The following is a 19,031-nucleotide window of genomic DNA, read 5'->3' as shown; positions in this document are numbered from 1 at the left end:
CGCCCGGTCCGACCGATGAAAGGAAACGCCGTTGAGTCGCGTTCTGGTGGTCGAGGACGAGGAATCGTTCTCGGACGCACTGTCGTACATGCTCCGCAAGGAGGGGTTCGAGGTCTCCGTGGCCGCCACGGGGACGTCGGCCCTCACCGAGTTCGACCGGACCGGCGCCGACATCGTCCTGCTCGACCTGATGCTGCCGGAGATGTCCGGTACCGAGGTCTGCCGGCAGCTGCGCCAGCGCTCGCACGTGCCGATCATCATGGTCACCGCCCGGGACAGCGAGATCGACAAGGTGGTCGGCCTGGAGATCGGTGCCGACGACTACGTGACCAAGCCGTACTCCCCCCGGGAGCTGGTCGCCCGGATCCGCGCGGTGCTGCGCCGGCAGAGCCCGGAGGCGCCCGAGTCGGGCGCGCCGACGCTGGCCGCCGGCCCGGTCCGGATGGACATCGAGCGGCACGTGGTGACCGTCGACGGGGGTGCGGTGCAGTTGCCGCTCAAGGAGTTCGAGCTGCTCGAACTGCTGCTGCGCAACGCGGGTCGGGTGCTCACCCGGGGCCAGTTGATCGACCGCGTCTGGGGTGCCGACTACGTCGGTGACACGAAGACGCTCGACGTGCACGTGAAGCGGCTGCGCTCGAAGATCGAGCCGGAGCCCTCCACCCCGCGTCACATCGTCACGGTGCGCGGTCTCGGCTACAAGTTCGAGCCCTGATCCGACAACGCGGCTCAGAAGAGCTTTCGCAGCGAGTTCGCGATCGGGTCGACCTCGGTCAGCCAGCTCTCCGCCACCGCGATGACCAGGTCGTACGCGACATCCTGGTCGACGTCGTCAAGCTCGGCTACGGAGACGGCGCGATTCTGGAGCAGGAAAGCGACGGTCACGATCCAGCCGATGCGCTTGTTCCCGTCCACGAACGGATGATTGTTGAGCAACGAGTGCAGCAACGCCGCCGCCTTGGTCCAGAGATCCGGGTAGGCGTCCTCGCCAAAAACGCTGGTCCGGGGTCGGGCGACGGCTGATTCGATCAACCCTGCGTCCCGGACCGCGACGCCGATCTTGCGGGCGATGCGAACGACGTCTGTGAGCGTCGGGTAGTAGATCTCCGGCATCACTCGGCCAGGCGGGCGAGCAGCGTGGCATGGCGTTCGATGATCTCGTCGGCCAACTCGTCGAACTGCCGCGCGTTGCGCCGCATCAGGTAGTCGTCGATGGCGGTCACCACCACCGCGTGCATCGACCGCTCCTCCTCGTCAGCCACGAGGCGGAGTCGGCGTTCGCGATCGTCGTCGAGACGGAGCGTCATGGCCATGGGTGCATGGTAGCAACGGTGCTATCAAGATCACCTAGGTCTGCTTCAGAGTTGGTCCGCCGGGTGGGGGGCGACGAGGCCCTGCCGGGTCCGCGCCGCGCACAGTTCGGCCAGTTTCGCGTACGCGGCCTCGCCGACGAGCGCGGTCAGCTCCGGGGCGTACGACAGGTACATCGGGTCGGCGCCGACGTGCGCGTCGGTGGAGGAGGTGCACCACCAGTCGAGGTCGTGCCCGCCGGCACCCCAGCCGCGCCGGTCGAACTCGGCGAGCGTGGACACCAGCACCTTCGTGTTGTCCGGGCGCTTCACCCACTCCTGGTCCCGGCGGACCGGCAGCTGCCAGCACACATCCGGCTTGTACTCCAGCGGATGCGCCCCGTCGCGCAGCGCCTGGGCGTGCAGCGCGCAGCCGCCTCCGCCCGGGAAGTCCGCGTCGTTGAGGAAGACGCAGGGCCCGTCGGCATCCCGGGTAGCGGTACGCCGGGCCGGCGTCTTGCCGTCGACGGTGTCGTTCGCGGTCCAGTTCTTGAATCCACGCCGGTAGTGCTGCCAGGTCTGCGGGGTGAGCCGCTTCGCCGCGGCGCGTACCCGCGACTCGTCGTCCGAGTCGGTGAAGAACGCACCGTGCGAGCAGCAGCCGTCGGCCGCCCGACCGGCGATGATGCCGTGGCAGCCCTTGCCGAAGATGCAGGTCCACCGGGACAGCAACCAGGTGAGGTCGGCCCGGATCAGGTGCCGTTCGTCCGCCGGGTCGACGAACTCGATCCACTCCCGGGGGAAGTCCAGCGGCACCTCCCGGCTGCGCGGGTCGGCCGGGTCGTCCACCAGCACACGGAGTTCGATCTGCCCTGTCACCCGGCCAGCGTACGCGTGGTGCGGCGGGCAGGTCGCCGAGTGGCGCGAACCGGGTGGGCCTAGGGTTCTCCCATGCGACTGGGTGTCCTCGACGTCGGTTCCAACACGGTGCACCTGCTGGTGGTCGACGCCCACCGGGGCGCGCACCCGTGGCCGGCGCACTCGGAGAAGACGGTGTTGCGTCTCGCCGAGCAGATCGGACCGGACGGCGCGCTTCGCGAGGCCGGCGCCGACGCCCTGGTCACGGCGGTGGAGGCGGCGCGTACGTCGGCCGCCGATCTGGAGGTCGACGACCTGATCGCCTTCGCCACCTCCGCGGTGCGCGACGCCACGAACGCGGCGGAGGTGCTGACCCGGGTGCGGGACTCCACCGGCGTACGGCTGGAGGTGCTCTCCGGCGCCGACGAGGCGCGGATGACCTTCCTCGCGGTCCGGCGGTGGTTCGGTTGGTCCGCCGGGCGGCTGCTGGTGCTGGACATCGGTGGCGGCTCGCTGGAGATCGCGGCCGGTATCGACGAGGATCCGGACGTCGCGGTGTCGCTGCCGCTGGGTGCCGGTCGGCTGACCCGGGACCGGCTCGACGTGGATCCGGACAGCACCGCCCCGCCCGCGCCGGAGACGGTGGAGCAGTTGCGGGAGTACGTCGACGCCCACCTCGATCCGGTGGTCGAGCGGATGACCGAGGTGGGGTGGGAACGGTCGGTGGCGACCTCCAAGACGTTCCGTACGCTGGCCCGACTCGCCGGTGCGGCACCCAGCGGGGCCGGGCTCTGGGCCCGACGCCGGCTCACCCGGTCCGGGCTGCGACAGGTGCTCGGCTTCATCCGGCACATCCCGCCCGCGCAGCTTGTCGAACTGGAGGGGGTCAGCGCGGGGCGCGCCCACCAACTGCTGGCCGGTGCCGTCGTCGCCGAGTCGGTGATGCGTCGACTCGGGATCGACGCGCTGGACGTCTGTCCGTGGGCGCTGCGGGAGGGTGTGATCCTCAGCCGACTGGATCGACTGACTCCGGTGTGATGCTGAACGTCCCGGCTGTCTGCTTTGCCGGTTCTCGTCATGATGCCCGACCGCATCCCGGCTACCCTCGATGGCGTGACTTCCCGCGTCCCGGTGCTCCTGTCCAGTTCCTCGGTCTTCCCTGAGCGGACCGCGGCGGCGTTTCAGCTGGCCGCCACGCACGGTTACGACGGCCTCGAGGTGATGGTGTGGACCGACGCGGTCAGCCAGGACGCGGGCGCGCTGCGCGGGCTGTCAGATCACTACGGAGTGCCGGTACTCTCCGTGCACGCACCGTGTCTGCTGGTCACGCAGCGGGTGTGGAGCCCCGACCCGTGGGAGCGGCTGCGCCGGGCGGCGGTGCTGGCCGAGACGTTGGAGGCGCCGACCGTCGTGGTGCACCCGCCGTTCACCTGGCAGCGGGAGTACGCACGTGGCTTCGCCGAGGGGCTCGACCGGGTGGCCGGCGAGTTCGGCGGCCTCCGGTTCGCGGTGGAGAACATGTATCCGGTACGGATGGCCGGCCGCCAGTTCGTCCCGTACGTGCCTGGTTGGGATCCCACCGAAGCCGGTTACGCCTCGTACACCCTGGATCTGTCGCACTGCGCGGCCTCGCACAGCGACGCGCTGGCGATGGCCGACCGGATGGGCGACGGTCTGGCCCACGTGCATCTCGGCGACGGCACCGGCGAGGGACGCGACGAGCACCTGGTGCCGGGGCGCGGCAACCAGCCCTGCGCCGAGCTGCTGCGCTCGCTGGCCGGGCGGGGCTTCTCCGGTTCGGTGGCGGTGGAGGTGACCACCCGGGGCGCGAAGAGCCGGCAGGTCCGTGAGGCGGACCTGCGCGAGGCGCTGGCGTTCGCCCGGCAGCACCTCAGCACGCCGTCACCGGTCGACGCCTGAGGCTCCGGCCGGACGGCCGGACGGCCCGTGATCGCGGGTCAGGAGACCGGCGCCAGCGGGTCCGGTTGGCTGGGCACGGCGGCCCGCTTGCGGGCCCGGTGCGCGGCCACGTGCGAGCGGGTGGCGCAGCGCTCCGAGCAGAACCGCCGGCAGCAGTTCGACGAGGTGTCCAGGTAGACGTTGCCGCAGCGGTCGTCGGCGCAGACGCCGAATCGGGCGCTGCCGTACTCGCACAGCCACACCGACAGGCCCCACACCGCGCCGGCCAGATATTCCGAGCTGACCGAGGCACCCCGGCTGGTCACGTGCATGTGCCAGTCGCTGGAGTCGTGTCCCGAGATGCGCGGCTGCACCGGGAACGCCTCCAGCAGGGAGTTCAGCTCGTTCACCGCCTCGGCGTCGCGCCCCGAGGTGCCGTATTCGAAGACGTCACGCAGCCGCTTCTGCGCGCGCCGGAAGGTCGGCAGGTCCCGTTCCGCGACCTCGTCGCGCATCCACTTCTGGTCGTCGCAGAAGATGGCGCGTAGATCGTCGAGATCGTCCAGGCGCGCGTTGACGAGGTCAACCCCGGTCCGGGCGTACGCGTCGAAGTTCACGCCTCAACGGTAGACGACTCACTCCGGGCGTGGCGCGTCGATGTAGTGCGGCAGGAACCGCGCGTAGCCGTCGGTGATCAGGCTCGCGCTCTCCCGCAGCCCGGCACCCGCCGATTCTCCGTCGACTGTCCAACTGCCCAGCACCAGGCGGCTTCCGGCGAACTCGGGCAGCGCCCGGAACTCCTGGTAGCAGTAGCCCTCGTCGCCGTAGTCGCCCGGGTTGCTGATCTCGCCACCGGGGGTGACGATCCGCACCGCGGCGCCCTCCCGACCGAGCAGCGGCTTGGCGACGTACTCGGACATGCCGCGCGGCGAGTCGAGGTACGCCGGGAGCAGCAACTCGTGCCCCGGGTACAACTCCCACAGCACGGCCAGCAGCGCCTTGTTGGACAACAGCAGCTTCCAGGCCGGCTCGATCCAGGTGGTCGGGGTGCCCGGCCGCAGCGCCAGCGGGCCGTACGGCTCGGCGAGCATCCACTCCCACGGGTAGAGCTTGAAACAGGTGGTGACCGGGCGGTCGTCGGCGTCGATGAAACGCCGGCCGTTCCAGCCGAGATCCTGGATCGGCAGCAGTTCGACGTCCAGCCCCGCCTGGCGGGCGGTCTCGGCCAGGTAGCCGGCGGTCATGTGGTCCTCGCCGGTCTCCTCCTCGTTGGACCAGACCACGTGCACCCGCCGGTCGTACAGCTCGGCGCCGATCTTCGCCCAGCTGCCGACGAGCCGCTCGTGCAGGCTGTTCCACTGGTCCAGGTCCGGCCGGGTGTGTTCCAGCCAGTACCACTGGATGATGCTCGCCTCGACCAGGGCGGTGGGGGTGTCGGCGTTGTACTCCAGCAGCTTCGGCGGCCAACTGCCGTCGTACCAGAGGTCGAAGCGGCCGTAGAGGGTCGGCGGCGTCTCCCGCAGCGAGCGGGCGACCGCCTCGGCCGCCCACGCCGGGATGCCGAAATCGGCGTACCGGTTGCGCGCCACCACGTGTTCGGCGGCGGCCACCGACATCCGGTGCAGTTCCTCGGTGGCCTCCTCCAGCCGCAGCACCTCGTCCAGCTCGAAGGCGTACGTGGCGGTCTCGTCCCAGTACGACATCACCCCGCCGTCGGGCAGTTCCGTGTCGACGTAGACCAGGCCCTGCTCCCGGATGGTGGTGTCCCAGTCGGGGCGGGGAGCGGTCGTCTCGCGACGCACGCTCAGCCGCCGCAGGAGGCGAGGTGGGTGCCGAAGCCGCCGCGCTCGGGCACGGCCGCGCCGACCGGCTCGGGTGCGGCACGGCCGGCGCCGGTCTCGGCGGCGGGGGCCGGCACCCGCAGGGCCAGGGCCACCGTCTCCCCGCCCCCGGCCGGGCCGAGGGCGCAGTCGTCATCGTCGTCGTCGGAGGTCATGTTGCAGCCGGAGAGGGCGAGCGCCAGCGCGGTGATGGCGCCAAGCTGCACTGAGGCCGATCGGAGTCGGCGGCGAGGGCGTTGTTCCACGACATGGTTGTAACCGATGAACGCCATCCCGTCCGCCCCGGGCCGGGGGCGACGGGGGAAGGTACCTGGCGGTCGGGTGAGCGTTACGCTCGGCTCATGCTCCGTTCCGTCATCCTCGCCGCCTCCCGGTCATCCCGGGTCGAGCGGCTCGTCGCGACGGCCCCGTTCTCCCGGGACGTCGTCCGCCGGTTCGTCGCCGGCGCCAAGACCGACGACGCGTTGCGCGCGACCCGCGAACTCGTCGACGACGGTCTGGCGGTCACCCTCGACAATCTCGGCGAGGACACCGTCACCGGTGAACAGGCCAACGCCACCCGGGACGAGTACCTCACGTTGCTGCGGATGCTCGCCGAGGCGAAGCTGACGCCCGCCGCCGAGGTCAGTGTGAAGCTCTCCGCGCTCGGCCAGGCGTTCGACGAGCAGCTCGCGTACGACAACGCGCGGGCGATCTGCGCCGCCGCCGAGGCGGCGGGCACCACGGTCACCCTGGACATGGAGGACCACACCACCACCGACTCGACCCTGGACATCCTGACCAAGCTCCGCAAGGACCACCCGTCGACCGGCGCGGTGCTGCAGGCCTACCTGCGGCGCACCGAGTCCGACTGTCGCGACCTGGCGGCGGCCGGATCGCGGGTGCGGCTGTGCAAGGGCGCGTACCGGGAGCCGGAGTCGGTGGCGTACCAGTCGGCCCGCGAGGTCGACAAGTCCTACGTCCGGTGCCTCAACATCCTGATGTCCGGCGACGGTTATCCGATGCTGGCCACCCACGACCCACGCCTGATCGCGATCGGTGAGGACCGGGCACGCTGGTTCGACCGTGACCCCGACCGCTTCGAGTTCCAGATGCTGTACGGCATCCGGCCGGAGGAGCAGGCCCGCCTGGTCGGCGAGGGTTACGCGGTGCGGACCTACGTGCCCTACGGCGACGACTGGTACGGCTACCTGATGCGCCGGCTCGCCGAGCGTCCCGCCAACCTGGCGTTCTTCGCCCGCGCGCTCAGCTCCCGGAAGTAGCCCTCCTCCGCCACGTGCCGCCGGCCGACAGGGTCGGCGGTGCGTGGCGCGGCCTTGACGGTGTTGGCTAATAGCATTAGCCTATTGGCTATGACAACTAGCTGGGTGGAGCGTGCCGACGGTCGCATCGCGTACGAGGTGCACGGGCAGGGGGCGCTGGTGGTGCTCGCGCACGGCATGGGGGAGAACCGCGGCTCCTACCGGCATCTGATTCCGCTGCTGGTGGCGGCGGGCTACCGGGTCGCCTCGGTCGACGTGCGCGGGCATGGCGACTCCAGCGCCGACTGGCCGTCGTACGCCCCGGTGGAGGTGGGTGGCGACCTGCTCGCGGTGGTTCGCGACCTCGGCGGCGGTCCGGCCGTTCTGGTGGGCAACTCGTCAAGCGCCGCGGCCGCGGTCTTCGCCGCCGCCGACGCGCCGGACCTGGTCAACGGGATCGTGCTGGTCGGCGCGTTCGTCAACCCGCCGGAGAGCAACTTCCTCATCCGGCTGGCCCAGAGCGTGGTGCTGCGCAGTCCACGGCTGTTCGGTCTGTTCCACCGCACGCTCTTTCCCGTGCACCGCCCGGCCGACGACGCGCAGTACCGCCGGCAGCTGGTGGCGGCGCTGCGCCGCCCGGGTCGGATGGCGCCCGTGCGCGGCGTGATCCATCCGGTGCGGCCGCACTGGACCGCCCGCGCCCCGCAGGTGCGTCAGCCGGTGCTGGTGCTGATGGGCACGAAGGACCCCGACTTCCGCGACCCGGGCGCCGAGGCGCGGGCCGCCCGGCGGCTGTTCCCGGTCGCCGAGGCGCGGATGATCACCGACGCCGGGCACTACCCGCACGCCGACCGTCCGGAGGCGACGGCGGCGGAACTGGTCGGCTTCCTGGCGGCGGCGAACCGTGCCTAGGGCCGGGCTCAACGCGCAGGTGGTGGTGCGCGAGGCGGCCCGGCTCGTCGACGAGGTCGGGTACCACCGGCTCACCCTCGCCGCGTTGGCGAACCGGCTCGGCGTGGCGCTGCCGAGCCTCTACAAGCACATCAAGGGCGTCGAGGCGCTCGCGCAGCAACTGTCCGCGCTGGCCACCGCCGAGATCGCCGACGAGATGACCACGGCCGCCGCCGGCCGTAGCGGTGCGGACGCGCTGCGGGCCGTCGCCGCCGCCTACCGCTCGTACGCCCGTCGGCACCCCGGGCGCTATCCGGCCACCCAGCGGGTACCGGATCCGGCCGACCCGGTGCACCTGGCCGCCGGGGAGCGGGCGGTCGGTGTGGTCTACGCCATCCTGCGGGGATACGGCATCCACGGCGACGCCGCAGTGGACGGAGTCCGGATGTTCCGCGCGGCCGTGCACGGCTTCGTCGCACTGGAGGCGGCCGGTGGCTTCGGGTTGCCCCGGGAACTCGACCGTTCCTTCGACCAGATGATCAGCGCGTTGGGCGTGGCGTTCTCGTCCTGGCCCGGATCGGGGACGCCCGGCCCTGCCTGAACGTACCGACCGGGACAGCGTCGGTCGATCGCTCTTCCGTCGGCGCCACCGCAGGCCGTACCCTTCGCCGGTGGATCACGGGGGCCCGGTGGGCAGCGATGAGCCGGCGCCGACCGGTGCGACACCGGATGGGGTGACGGCGGAGCCGGCATCTGCTCCGGCGGTGGAGGAGCCGCCGGCCGGTCCGGGGACCGAAGGCCGACGGCGTCGACGTTGGCCACTGTGGACCGCGTTGGTCGCGGTGCTGCTGACCCTGAGTGTCGGCGTTCCGGTGGTGCTGCTGGCCGGCGGAGCGTCCGATGTCGAGGTCGGTGAGCCGGCGACCGCCGCCTCGCCGACGGAGAACCCGACCACGGCCGCCGCCCGACAGGTCGCCGAACGGATCACCGCGCAACTCGACAAGCAGGCCGCCGCCCTGCTCGGCGGTGACCGGTCAGCGTTCGCCGCGATCGCGGCCACGGGGGTACGCCCCGAGCTGCGTCGACGGTTCGACGCGCTCAAGGCCCTGCGGGTCGTGCACTGGCAGGGGCGGCCGAGTGGCCTGCCCACCTCCGCGGGCCGGGCGGGGGAATGGCGGGTGTCGATCGAGTTCCAGTACTGCTTCGTCGTACGGAACTGTCAACCGAGCCCGGTGGTGGTCGAGACCCGGTGGCGCGACGGTGCGGAACCCCGGCTGCTCACCCTGCTCAAGTCGAAGTCCTCGGCAGTTGTCAACGGCCGCTACAACGGCCAGCCCGGTGTCCTGCCCTGGGAGGTCAGCAAGCTGGCCGTCCTGGTCGGAAAGCGGGTGATGGTGGCCAGCACCCCGGCCCACCGCGACCGGTTGCCGGGCCTGCTGAAGCGGGCCGAGGCGGCGGCGAAGGTGGCGGACGGCTACGTCGTGACCGGTGCGCCGCCCGACCTGTACCGCGTCTTCTACGCCGGGCCGAAGGAGTGGGAGCGGTGGTACGGCGGTGACCAACCGGAATGGGGCGCGGGGTACGCGGTGAACGTCGGCGGCGGTCACCACGAGGTGGTGCTGGCACCCGAGACGCTCGACTACGGTCCCGGGCTGGACGAGCTGCTCCGCCACGAGCTGGCCCACACCGCCTCGCTGCCCGACAAGGACTACTGGGACAACTCGGCCTGGTGGCTGATCGAGGGGTTGGCCGAGCACGCCGGTGCCGACGGCCGGTCGGTCGCCCGGTACGAGGGGCTGGTGCCCACCCGACGGCTGGTGCGGGGCGACTGGGACGGCAAGCTGGACAAGCTCATACCCGCCGACGACGCACCCCACGAGGAGGTGACGGGCAACTACGGGATCGCGTACCTCGCCTTCCGGCATCTGGTCGACCGCTTCGGCGAGGAGCGGGCCTTCGCCTTCTTCAAGGCGGTGGTGTACGACCTGCGGCTACCGGCGCAGACCACCGAGGAGATCTTCGGTCAGTCCTGGGCGAGCCTGCGCAAGGAGTGCGTCGCGTACGTCCGGAAGGCCGTGCGCTGACCTGGGGCGGCCCTGGCAGGGCGGACATCGACAGCGACTCGTAGCATGTGTCGCGTGCGCCGCTCCGACTCGCCGCGGCTGCCAGCCATGCGGCTCCGCCTGCTCACCGTCCTGCTCGCCGTCACCGTGCTGACCGTCACCACCGCCGCCTCCTGCGGTGGTGACGAACCGTCGATCACCCTCGCCGCCGCGGCCCGGGCGGCGGTGGCGGAGGAGATCGACGCCCCCGCCACGGTCGTCGCGCGTGCGGCGGCGACCCTCACCGCCCCGGCGGACGGCACGCTCGCCCGACTGCGGGTCAAGCCGGGGCAGCAGGTCAAGCGGGGCCAGGTGCTCGCGGTGATCAGCTCACCGTCGGCCCGGGAACGGCTCCGCCAGGCGCGTGACGCGCTGAACGCGGCGAAGCGCGCCGGTGGCGGCGGTGGCGGCGGTGACCTCGTCGGTTCCCTGCGCGGCACCGACCGGGCCGCCGAGCAGACCCACGCCGCCGCCCGCGCGGCCGCGGTGAGGATCGACGACCCGAAGCTTCGCAAGGCGTTGCTCACCCAGGTCGAGGCGGCCCAGCGGCGGTACGACGCGGCGGCTCGGGCCGCCGACCGGGCGGTACGGGAGGTGCAGCGCGGCGTTCGCAACCTGAACTCCGCCGTCAGCGCGCTCGCCACCGCCCAGCGACTCCAGGCCCAGCAGGCGTACGATCTGGCCAAGGCGAACGTCGACGCGTTGACCCTGCGCGCCCCGATCGCCGGGGTGGTGCAACCGGGCGGCGTCAGCAGCGGCGGTGGCTCGGCGGGGGCGCTCGCCGGGTTGCTGGAGTCCGGTGGGATGCCGGCGGGCATCGGTGCGGAGGCCCTCGGCGCGCCGGCCGGCCCGCCGCCCGGGGTGGACACCGCGATACCGGTGGGTGGTCGGGTCACCGCCGGCACCGCGGTGCTGACCGTGGTGGACACCCGCGACCTGGGCCTGCTCGCCGAGGTCGACGAGACGGACGTGCTGCTGGTCCGGCCCGGGCTGACCGGGACCGTCGAACTGGACGCCGTCCCCGGTGCCAGCTACCCGGCGACGGTCCGCTCGATCGACGTGCTGCCCAGTACCTCGGCCCGGGGCGGGGTGAGTTACCGGGTACGACTCGCGCTCGGCGACGGCCGCTTCGGTGAGGCCGAGCCGGCGCCCACCCCGCGCCCTGGAATGAACGCGGTGCTGCGACTGCGGGTCCGGGAGGAGGCGGACGCGGTGACCGTGCCCGCGTCGGCGCTCTTCTCGGTCGACGGTCGGGACACCGTCTGGCTGGTCCGCGACGGTCGTGCCGACCGGGCGGTGGTCACCGTCGGTGTCCAGGGCCAGGACCTGGTGCAGATCGTCGACGGGGTGCAGGCCGGGGACCGGATCGTCGTCCGGGGTACCGACCAGATCCGCGAGGGCCAGGAGATCGGGTGAGCCGGGGGCCGGCCATCGAGGCGTTCGACGTGTCCCGGACGTACGAGTTGGACGGGGTCTCGGTGCCCGCCCTGCGGGGCGTGTCGCTGACCGTCGGCGCCGGCGACTACGTGGCGCTGATCGGGCCCTCCGGATCCGGCAAGTCCACGCTGATGCACCTGCTGGGCGGCCTGGACTGGCCCAGCGGCGGCCGGCTGGTCATCGGTGGCCGGGAGGTGGGCAGCCTGTCCGCACCGGAGCTGGCCCGGCTGCGCAACGAGACGATCGGATTCGTGTTCCAGGCGTTCCACCTGCTGCCGCGTACCTCGGCGGTGGACAACGTGGCGCTGCCGCTGGTGTACCGGGGGGTGGGCGCGCGTCAGCGGCGGGAGCGCGCCGCCGCGATGCTCGGCCGGGTCGGCCTGGGGCACCGGCTGCACCACCGGCCCAACCAGCTCTCCGGCGGCGAGCAGCAGCGGGTGGCGATCGCCCGGGCCCTGGTCACCGACCCGACCGTGCTGCTGGCCGACGAGCCGACCGGCAACCTGGACAGCACCACCGGCGCGGCCGTGCTGGAACTGCTGGAACGACTCAACGTCGAGTCCGGGGTGGCGCTGGTGATGGTCACCCACGACGCGGAGGTGGCGGCCCGGGCCCGGCGGCGCATCGCGATGCGGGACGGTGTGGTCGTCGCCGACAGCGCGGCCACCTCGGCCGACGAGCCGGCGCCGGCAGGCACGGAGGCCGGCGGGGCCGGTCTGCGCGGAGTAGTTGACGGCGGGGCCGGCACGTGAGGGTGACCGAGGCGTGGCGGGTGGCCTGGGACGCGCTGCGGGCGAACCGGATGCGCAGCGCGCTGACCATGCTCGGGGTGGTCATCGGAGTGGCCTCCGTGGTGCTGCTGGTGGCCATCGGCACCGGCACCAAGCAGCGGGTGGAACAGCAGGTGGAGGGGCTCGGCTCCAATCTGCTGCTGGTCGTGCCGGGGCGGCTGGACGTGGGCAGCGCACCGGCGCTGTCCCCGCTCACCCTGCAGGACGTCGACGCGGTAGGGCGGGTGGTCGGCGATCCCGACCGGGTGGCCGTGACGGTCGCCTCGGGTGCGACCGTGCGGGCCGGCAACCGGGAGGACTTCACGACCGTCCAGGGGGTGCTGGAGACGACCCCGACGGTCTTCGCCCGGGAACTGGGCCGGGGCCGGTACCTGACCCGGGCCGATGTGGACACCGGGCGGCGGGTGGCGGTGCTCGGCGACTCGGTGGCCCGGTCCCTCTTCCCGGACCGGGAGGCGGTCGGCCAGCAGATCAACGTCGCCGGGGTCCGCTTCCGGGTGATCGGCGTCTTCACCCCGCTCGGACAGAGCCTCGGGGTCGACCGGGACGACGAGGTGCACGTGCCGGTGACGGCGGCGCAGCGGCTCTACGGCACCCAGCGGGTCGACGCCATCGCGGTGAAGGCGCCCGACCGGGAACGGATCGACGAGCTGGGTGACCGGATCGTGGCCGAACTCAACGGCCGGCACCCCGGTACCGAGTTCAGCGCCGTCACCCAGGAGCAGATCCTCGGTGTGCTGGGTGACATCCTCGGCATCCTGACCGGCGTACTGGCCGCCATCGCGGGCATCTCGCTGCTGGTCGGTGGGGTCGGCGTCTCCAACATCATGCTCGTCTCGGTTCGAGAGCGGACCCGGGAGATCGGGCTGCGGAAGGCGGTCGGGGCCCGGCCCCGGGACATCGGCGTGCAGTTCCTGCTGGAGGCGGTGCTGCTGACCTCCGTCGGTGGGCTCACCGGAATGGTCCTCGGGGTGGGCGGCGCGCTGCTGGTGGCCGCGCTCTCACCCATCCCGGCGGCGGTGACCTGGTGGTCGCTGGCACTGGCCTTCGGCGTCTCGGCGGCGGTCGGCATCGTCTTCGGGGTGGTACCCGCGCAGCGGGCCGGTCGGCTCGATCCGGTGGTGGCGCTGCGCGCCGAGTGACCTCCCCGATACCCGCGGCCGAGGTTGATCGTCGCCGGAATTCGGAAGACCGTACCCGACCAGGGGTTTTTCGCCGCAGCATCGGCACGATCCATGATCAGTTGCAGGAAGGGATCGCGCCGGTCACAGCCGTCCCGCTACCGTACTGGTAACACGCGCGTCGCCGGCCGCGCGGGAGGACCCGTGTGGCGGCACGCGCCGGGCATGGGATGGGTCGGGTGAGCCATGGCCGGGTCGCAGTCCGACGGTCGGCTGTCGGAGGTCAAGTTCCTGACCGTCGCCGAGGTGGCAACGGTCATGCGGGTGTCGAAGATGACGGTCTACCGCCTGGTGCACAGCGGTGAGCTGACCGCGGTGCGGGTGGGCAGGTCGTTCCGGGTGCCGGAGCACGCGGTGCACGAATACCTGCGCGGCGCCTTCCAGGAGACCGCCTGACCCTGGTGCGGCCGGGTCACGCGGGCCCGGTGGAACGGGCATCGAGCGGGGGCGCGTTGGTCCTGCTGACGCAGTTTCGCTACGCTGGACTCCGATCGTGACCGCTGGTGCGCTCCGCCGCCCATCCCGCCGGTCCGGTCCCTGTCCGCAAGCGGTCGCCGACGCCACGAGTTCGTGGTGTCCTCCCGGTCGCGCCGCACGTTGCATCGAAAGGCTGTCGTATGGGCTCGGTGGTCAAGAAGCGCCGCAAGCGCATGGCTAAGAAGAAGCACCGCAAGCTGCTGCGCAAGACCCGCGTCCAGCGTCGCCGTCTCGGCAAGTGACCGACGCCGGGCCTGGTCCCGGCGTCCGTCCCTCGCCAACTGTCGACCCTCGGAGGCTCAGGTGATCAGGCCGTGGCTGTCCCGGCTCGGTCCCACCTGCCGGGGTAGGTGCGAGACATGACCCCCGGTGGCTCCCAGAGCCCTCCGGGGGTCGTCGTCGTGACCGGGGTCAGTCGCTATCTCGGCGCGCACGTCGCCGCCCGGCTGGCCGCCGACCCGCGGATCGACCGGGTCATCGGCATCGACCAGCCGGAGCCCGGGCCCGAGGTCGACGCACTGCTCGACCAGGTGGAGCGGATCCGGGTCGACGCCGGCTCGGTCGGTGGTCTCCTCGCCGACCTCGACGTGGACACCGTGGTGCACCTGGCCCTGGTCAGCTCCCCTGATCCGCAACACGGTGGCCGAGCGGCGATGAAAGAGCAGAACGTCATCGGCACCATGCAGCTGCTCGCCGCGTGCCAGCGGGCACCACGGCTACGCAAGATCGTGGTCCGCTCTTCCACCGCCGCGTACGGCGCCTCGTTCCGTGATCCGGCCGTCTTCACCGAGGAGACCGAGCCGCGCGAGGTGCCGCGGGGTGGCTTCGGCCGCGACATCCTCGACATCGAGGGGTACGTCCGAGGCTTTCGCCGTCGACGCGGTGACGTCACCGCCACCGTGCTGCGCTTCGCACCGTTCATCGGCTCGACGGCGGACACCACGCTCACCCGCTACTTCGCGCAGCCGGTGGTGCCGACCATCTTCGGCCGGGACGCCCGGCTGCAGTTCCTGCACTTCGACGACGCGCTGGAGGTGCTGCACCGGTCGGTCGCCGGTGATCATCCCGGCACCTTCAACGTCGCCGGGCCCGGCGTGCTCGCGCTGTCGCAGGCGATCCGTCGAGCCGGTCGGGTCGCCGTGCCGGTGCTGGAGCCGGGCCTGTCCGGTGCGGTCGCGTTGGCCCGGGTCATGGGCTTCGGTCGCTACGGCCTCGACCAGGTCGACCTCTTCGTGCACGGCCGGGTGGTGGACATCTCCCGGCTGGAGCGGGAGTACGCCTTCACGCCCCGCTCGACCGCCGCCGCCTTCGACGACTTCATCAGGGCACACCACGGGCGTGCCGTGGTGACCCGGGAGCACCTGGCCGCCGCCGAGCAGCTGGTGCTGGACCAGATCCGGCAGGTTCGGGCCGCCGTCCGGGAGCGGTCGTGACCGGGCCCGAGGAACGACACGACGAGGCACGCCTCGACGACAGGTACGCCGTGCCGGCGCCGGTGGCCCCGGACCCGACGCGACGCAACGGCCACCGTCCGGCCGCTTCCGGCCAGGCGGGCGATGTCTGGGACCGCCGGGTCGCCGCCGGGCTGGCCTTCCTGCGCCGACGGCTGGCGGGCGACTACGAGGTGGACGAGTTCGGCTTCGACCGCGACCTGACCGGGGCGGTCTTCCATCCCCTGCTGCGCCGGCTGTACCGGGACTGGTTCCGTACCGAGGTCACCGGCCTGGAGAACGTACCCACGGACGGGGCGGGGCTGATCGTCGGCAACCATTCCGGCACCGTGGCACTGGACGCGTTGATCCTCTCCACCGCGCTGCACCACGAGCACCCGGACCACCGCTACCTGCGGCTGCTCGGTGCGGACCTGGTCTTCCGGATGCCGGTGGTCTCCGAGATCGCCCGCAAGACCGGCGGCACGATGGCCTGCAACCCGGACGCCGAGCGGCTCATGCGCCACGGCGAGCTGGTGGGCGTCTTCCCGGAGGGCTTCAAGGGCGTCGGCAAGCTGTACGCGCAACGCTACAAGCTGCAACGCTTCGGTCGAGGTGGCTTCGTCTCGGCGGCGCTGCGCACCGGCACTCCGATCATCCCGGTGGCCATCGTCGGCGGCGAGGAGATCTATCCGATGCTCGCCGACATCAAACCACTGGCCCGACTGCTCAAGCTGCCGTACTTCCCGGTGACCCCGACCTTCCCCTGGCTCGGGCCGCTGGGCATGGTGCCGTTGCCGAGCAAGTGGCTCATCGAGTTCTGCCCGCCGATCCCGACGGAGCACCTGATGGACTCCGCGGACGATCCGCTGGTCGTGTTCAACCTTGCCGACCAGGTACGGGAGACCATCCAGCAGACTCTGCACCAGTTGCTGGAGCGTCGGCCCGACCCGTTCGGCCCTTAGCCGCCAGGTGCACGGGGAAGCTTCACCGCACGGCCGTCACCGTCACGTCGAACCGGGCGAGCGGTGACTCGCGACGAATTCCACGGCGCGACTGCCGGCGGGCCGGTCCGGGCGGGCTCGAAGCGCCGATCGGTCAGGAGCAGGTGGTGGGGATCGGGCCGAGTGTGTCGCTGGTGACGGTGAACTCCTGGCCGCAGGCGATGGCGGCCCGCACGGCGTCGGCCCGCTCGGCGACGGATTCGAGCAGCGCGAGCGATTCGCCGGTGCGCGCCCGGTCGATCCGGGAGCCCCGACCCTCCAGCGCGTTCAGCGAACGCCGCTGATCGGTGAGGAACGCGTCGACCGCGGCCAGCGCCGCGGGATCAGAGCGCTGCGCGGCCGCCCCGGTGAGCAGGCGTACGCCCTGCCGGGTGTCCGCGTCCATGTCGTCGAGCACCGCACGGTATCCACCGGGGCTGCCCCCCAACGTGGCCGCCTCGGCCAACCGGGTGCGGGCGAAGTCGAGAAAGAGCTGTCCCCGGCTGATGTCGGAGCTGGTGAGCGCGAGCTGCGCCCGTTCGGTGCCACGCTTCATGCCGTACAGCGCGTCACCGGGCACCGCGTCCTCGCTGGCGGCCGAGATACCGGAAACGGCCACGGCACCGGCGGCGATGCCGATGAGGATCGCACCGCGAGCGCGGGCCCGACGGGCGGTCACCGGGGGCAGTAGCGACCCACGACCGGAAGAAGCCTTCTCGGCCGGGCGGGCGGGGGCCGGCGCGCCGACACCCTCACGAACGGCGGTGGCCAGCAACATCGCCCGCAGGCCGGTGCGGAATTCCGGGTCGACCTCGGCGTCCGGCGCGTTGGCACCGAGCTGCCGGCCAAGCGTGACGAGTGGGGCGAGCTGATCGTCGTCCCTGGAACGCACGTGATGACGTCGGCCGCCGTTGGCTTCGTCGAGAAGCTGCGCGAAGCGCTCGGCGCGCCGACGGGAGAAGAGGGCGTTGTCCACCGTGGCACCTCCTCTCGCTGGTCACGGCCGGTCGGCCGCGTTCACCACCAGCGACCGATGACCTCGTGACACCACGGCGGAGGGCCGTCGTCGGCTCCGTCGCAGGTCATCCGGAGGCCCCCGAGGGCTCCCGGCCTGTCACCGGTCGCACCCGGAGAAACGCGCCGTGCCGGGGGCGGGTTACGGTCCGGCCGGCGCCGAAATTACGCAAAGTGATCGCTGTCAGGTCTGAGCGCCCGGCAGCCGACCAGGACGGGCCGCCACCGTGACGGTGCCGGAAGGTCACGGCTGGAAGCCGTCCGGAAGCAGCCGCGCCAGGGCCCGGACCGCCCGGTACTGCAGCGCCTTGATCGCACCCTCGTTCTTGCCCATCGCCCGGGCGGTCTCGGCCACCGAGAAGCCCTGGAGAAAGCGGAGCACGATGCACTCCTGCTGCTCGGGGTTGAGGCGTTTCACCGCGCTCAACAGGGCGACGTTCGTGATGTGCTCCACCACCGCCGCCTCCGGGCTGCCCTCCGGGCCTCGATCCTCCCGGTCGGCGTCGAGGACGTCGCCGGTGGTGACCTCCAGCCGGTACCGGCCGGACTTGAAGTGGTCGGCGACCAGGTTGCGGGCGATGGTGACCAGCCAGGCACCGAGGTCGCGACCCTGCCAGGTGAAGCTGCCGATCCGCTTGAGGGCGCGCAGGAAGGTGTCCGAGGTGAGGTCCTCGGCGAGTTGCCGGTTGCCGACCCGGAAGTAGACGAAGCGGAACACCGTGTCCACGTAGCGGTCGTAGATCAGCCCGAACGCCTCGGCCTCGCCGGCCTGGGCGCGCTCGACGAGGGCCCAGACCTCGGTGGCCGGATCGGAGGGATCCGGGCGGCTCGGGAACCCGGTCGAGGTGCCGGTCGTCGCGGGCACCGCGGGAAGTACCGCGGTCTCGGTGGTGGACACCTCGGTGACCGGTGCGTCCCCACTGCGCCGAGCCTGAGCCGGCATCGTCGGGCGGTTCGGGGAGGCGACCCGGCCGCCGGCGGGCTTGGCATTCCCACCGGGCACCGGTGGTCGATGTGGCGGCTCGTTCTGGTGGGGCCGACTGCCCACCCGGCGCGCGGCACCGTCACCCCGGACGGTGAGATTGGCCGACGCGTCCGGTGCGCCGTGGGCACCACCGCGTTCGTTGATCGGAGCGCGGGCGGCCGGTCCGGTCAGGCCGACCGGACGCTCGGCGAAGCCGAAGGTGGTCATCGCGCCGCCTCCGTTCCGCCGGTGGCCGCCGGGCCGGCGACGACCGGTCGACCGGTCGTCGCCGCGTCGGGCAGGGGGGCTCCGGGGCGTGCCGGCGGGCGGCAGATCCCCTTGAGGTGCTGGTCCAATGCGCTCAACGGCACGGGGGCCTCCTCGGGCTGAGGGGTGTCGACTCACGGCAAATGGGGTGAGCCGACCCGAGTGATGATAGGGCCAACGTCACCCGCGCGTGGCAAGTCCGTTACACAGGGCCGAAGTATTTCCTGACGTGTCGCCGACCCGGCGGACCGGTTGTCCGTCGGGTGTGGTTGACAACAGACGACTCACATGTTCCCCATTGGAACCGCTGTTCGTGCAGGTGGCGGGCGGGATCGACGGCGAATGCCGGGGTCCGGTGGAGACCGG

21 protein-coding genes and 1 pseudogene are annotated in these 19,031 nt (G+C 72.0%); 14 read left to right on the top strand and 8 right to left on the bottom strand.

Annotated features, from left to right (window positions below; translation table 11 throughout):
- The first annotated feature begins 31 nt into the window (after window positions 1-31).
- The gene (locus tag O7605_RS06965; RefSeq protein ID WP_093403456.1) at window positions 32-715 is read left to right on the top strand and encodes a response regulator transcription factor; all 684 of its coding nucleotides are present in this window, start codon (window positions 32-34) and stop codon (window positions 713-715) included.
- A 14-nt stretch (window positions 716-729) separates the two neighbouring features.
- On the opposite strand, the gene O7605_RS06960 is transcribed toward O7605_RS06965, so the two are convergent.
- From O7605_RS06960 to O7605_RS06950, 3 genes are read right to left on the bottom strand one after another with little or no spacing between them, the layout of a single operon-like run.
- A complete protein-coding gene (locus tag O7605_RS06960) occupies window positions 730-1,113 on the bottom strand; it encodes a type II toxin-antitoxin system death-on-curing family toxin (protein ID WP_269738404.1) in 384 nt (127 codons plus the stop codon).
- On the bottom strand, window positions 1,113-1,313 hold the full coding sequence (locus O7605_RS06955) for a hypothetical protein (protein WP_269738403.1): 201 nt from the start codon (window positions 1,311-1,313) through the stop codon (window positions 1,113-1,115). Before O7605_RS06955 ends, O7605_RS06960 begins: the two co-directional genes overlap by 1 nt.
- Before the next feature lie 45 nt (window positions 1,314-1,358).
- Window positions 1,359-2,168 carry a hypothetical protein gene (locus tag O7605_RS06950; protein ID WP_269738402.1) on the bottom strand — a complete coding sequence of 270 codons (810 nt, stop codon included), beginning with the start codon at window positions 2,166-2,168 and terminating at the stop codon, window positions 1,359-1,361.
- 72 nt (window positions 2,169-2,240) lie between these two features.
- On the opposite strand from O7605_RS06950, the gene O7605_RS06945 reads away from it, so the two are divergent.
- Together O7605_RS06945 and O7605_RS06940 are read left to right on the top strand one after the other, a co-directional pair.
- Complete coding sequence (locus O7605_RS06945) at window positions 2,241-3,185, top strand: Ppx/GppA phosphatase family protein (RefSeq protein ID WP_269738401.1); 945 nt, start codon at window positions 2,241-2,243, stop codon at window positions 3,183-3,185.
- A gap of 75 nt (window positions 3,186-3,260) precedes the next feature.
- Entirely contained in the window at window positions 3,261-4,067 is an 807-nt protein-coding gene (locus O7605_RS06940; RefSeq protein ID WP_269738400.1) for a sugar phosphate isomerase/epimerase family protein, read from the top strand.
- A 38-nt stretch (window positions 4,068-4,105) separates the two neighbouring features.
- Here O7605_RS06940 and O7605_RS06935 read toward each other — a convergent pair whose 3' ends face one another.
- The 3 genes from O7605_RS06935 to O7605_RS06925 are packed head-to-tail and all read right to left on the bottom strand — an operon-like array spanning window position 4,106 to window position 6,093.
- The gene (locus O7605_RS06935; RefSeq protein WP_269738399.1) at window positions 4,106-4,663 is read right to left on the bottom strand and encodes a CGNR zinc finger domain-containing protein; all 558 of its coding nucleotides are present in this window, start codon (window positions 4,661-4,663) and stop codon (window positions 4,106-4,108) included.
- An 18-nt stretch (window positions 4,664-4,681) separates the two neighbouring features.
- A complete protein-coding gene (locus O7605_RS06930; protein WP_269738398.1) occupies window positions 4,682-5,848 on the bottom strand; it encodes a glutathionylspermidine synthase family protein in 1,167 nt (388 codons plus the stop codon).
- 2 nt (window positions 5,849-5,850) lie between these two features.
- Entirely contained in the window at window positions 5,851-6,093 is a 243-nt protein-coding gene (locus tag O7605_RS06925) for a hypothetical protein (RefSeq protein WP_164448479.1), read from the bottom strand.
- 135 nt (window positions 6,094-6,228) lie between these two features.
- On the opposite strand from O7605_RS06925, the gene O7605_RS06920 reads away from it, so the two are divergent.
- The 11 genes and pseudogenes from O7605_RS06920 to O7605_RS06870 all read left to right on the top strand — a co-directional run bounded on the left by O7605_RS06920 (window position 6,229) and on the right by O7605_RS06870 (window position 16,402).
- Entirely contained in the window at window positions 6,229-7,149 is a 921-nt protein-coding gene (locus O7605_RS06920) for a proline dehydrogenase family protein (RefSeq protein ID WP_269738397.1), read from the top strand.
- Window positions 7,150-7,239: 90 nt separating this feature from the next.
- On the top strand, window positions 7,240-8,040 hold the full coding sequence (locus O7605_RS06915) for an alpha/beta fold hydrolase (RefSeq protein ID WP_269738396.1): 801 nt from the start codon (window positions 7,240-7,242) through the stop codon (window positions 8,038-8,040).
- A complete protein-coding gene (locus tag O7605_RS06910; RefSeq protein ID WP_269738395.1) occupies window positions 8,033-8,620 on the top strand; it encodes a TetR/AcrR family transcriptional regulator in 588 nt (195 codons plus the stop codon). Before O7605_RS06915 ends, O7605_RS06910 begins: the two co-directional genes overlap by 8 nt.
- Window positions 8,621-8,690: 70 nt before the next feature.
- Window positions 8,691-10,103, top strand: a complete 1,413-nt coding sequence (locus O7605_RS06905) for a hypothetical protein (RefSeq protein WP_269738394.1) — start codon at window positions 8,691-8,693, stop codon at window positions 10,101-10,103.
- A 45-nt stretch (window positions 10,104-10,148) separates the two neighbouring features.
- Window positions 10,149-11,537, top strand: a complete 1,389-nt coding sequence (locus tag O7605_RS06900; RefSeq protein ID WP_269738393.1) for an efflux RND transporter periplasmic adaptor subunit — start codon at window positions 10,149-10,151, stop codon at window positions 11,535-11,537.
- Window positions 11,534-12,395, top strand: a pseudogene (locus O7605_RS06895) (ABC transporter ATP-binding protein); the annotation flags it as partial. The gene O7605_RS06900 and the pseudogene O7605_RS06895, both read left to right, overlap by 4 nt.
- Window positions 12,307-13,491 carry an ABC transporter permease gene (locus O7605_RS06890; RefSeq protein WP_269738392.1) on the top strand — a complete coding sequence of 395 codons (1,185 nt, stop codon included), beginning with the start codon at window positions 12,307-12,309 and terminating at the stop codon, window positions 13,489-13,491. The pseudogene O7605_RS06895 and the gene O7605_RS06890, both read left to right, overlap by 89 nt.
- Window positions 13,492-13,716: 225 nt before the next feature.
- Complete coding sequence (locus tag O7605_RS06885) at window positions 13,717-13,926, top strand: helix-turn-helix domain-containing protein (protein WP_007465625.1); 210 nt, start codon at window positions 13,717-13,719, stop codon at window positions 13,924-13,926.
- 221 nt (window positions 13,927-14,147) lie between these two features.
- On the top strand, window positions 14,148-14,249 hold the full coding sequence (locus O7605_RS06880; protein ID WP_007465623.1) for a 30S ribosomal protein bS22: 102 nt from the start codon (window positions 14,148-14,150) through the stop codon (window positions 14,247-14,249).
- 117 nt (window positions 14,250-14,366) lie between these two features.
- A complete protein-coding gene (locus tag O7605_RS06875) occupies window positions 14,367-15,440 on the top strand; it encodes an NAD-dependent epimerase/dehydratase family protein (protein WP_269738391.1) in 1,074 nt (357 codons plus the stop codon).
- Window positions 15,441-15,502: 62 nt separating this feature from the next.
- The gene (locus tag O7605_RS06870; RefSeq protein WP_269738738.1) at window positions 15,503-16,402 is read left to right on the top strand and encodes a lysophospholipid acyltransferase family protein; all 900 of its coding nucleotides are present in this window, start codon (window positions 15,503-15,505) and stop codon (window positions 16,400-16,402) included.
- Between the two features lie 133 nt (window positions 16,403-16,535).
- On the opposite strand, the gene O7605_RS06865 is transcribed toward O7605_RS06870, so the two are convergent.
- On the bottom strand, window positions 16,536-17,396 hold the full coding sequence (locus O7605_RS06865) for a DUF5667 domain-containing protein (protein ID WP_269738390.1): 861 nt from the start codon (window positions 17,394-17,396) through the stop codon (window positions 16,536-16,538).
- Window positions 17,397-17,678: 282 nt separating this feature from the next.
- Window positions 17,679-18,626 (bottom strand): ECF subfamily RNA polymerase sigma factor, BldN family, encoded by a 948-nt coding sequence (locus O7605_RS06860; protein ID WP_269738389.1) that lies wholly within the window; start codon window positions 18,624-18,626, stop codon window positions 17,679-17,681.
- Window positions 18,627-19,031: the final 405 nt, after the last annotated feature.

The organism is Verrucosispora sp. WMMA2121, from assembly GCF_027460185.1.
Lineage (GTDB): Bacteria > Actinomycetota > Actinomycetes > Mycobacteriales > Micromonosporaceae > Micromonospora > Micromonospora palythoicola.
This window is presented reverse-complemented; position numbering and strand designations above follow the sequence as displayed.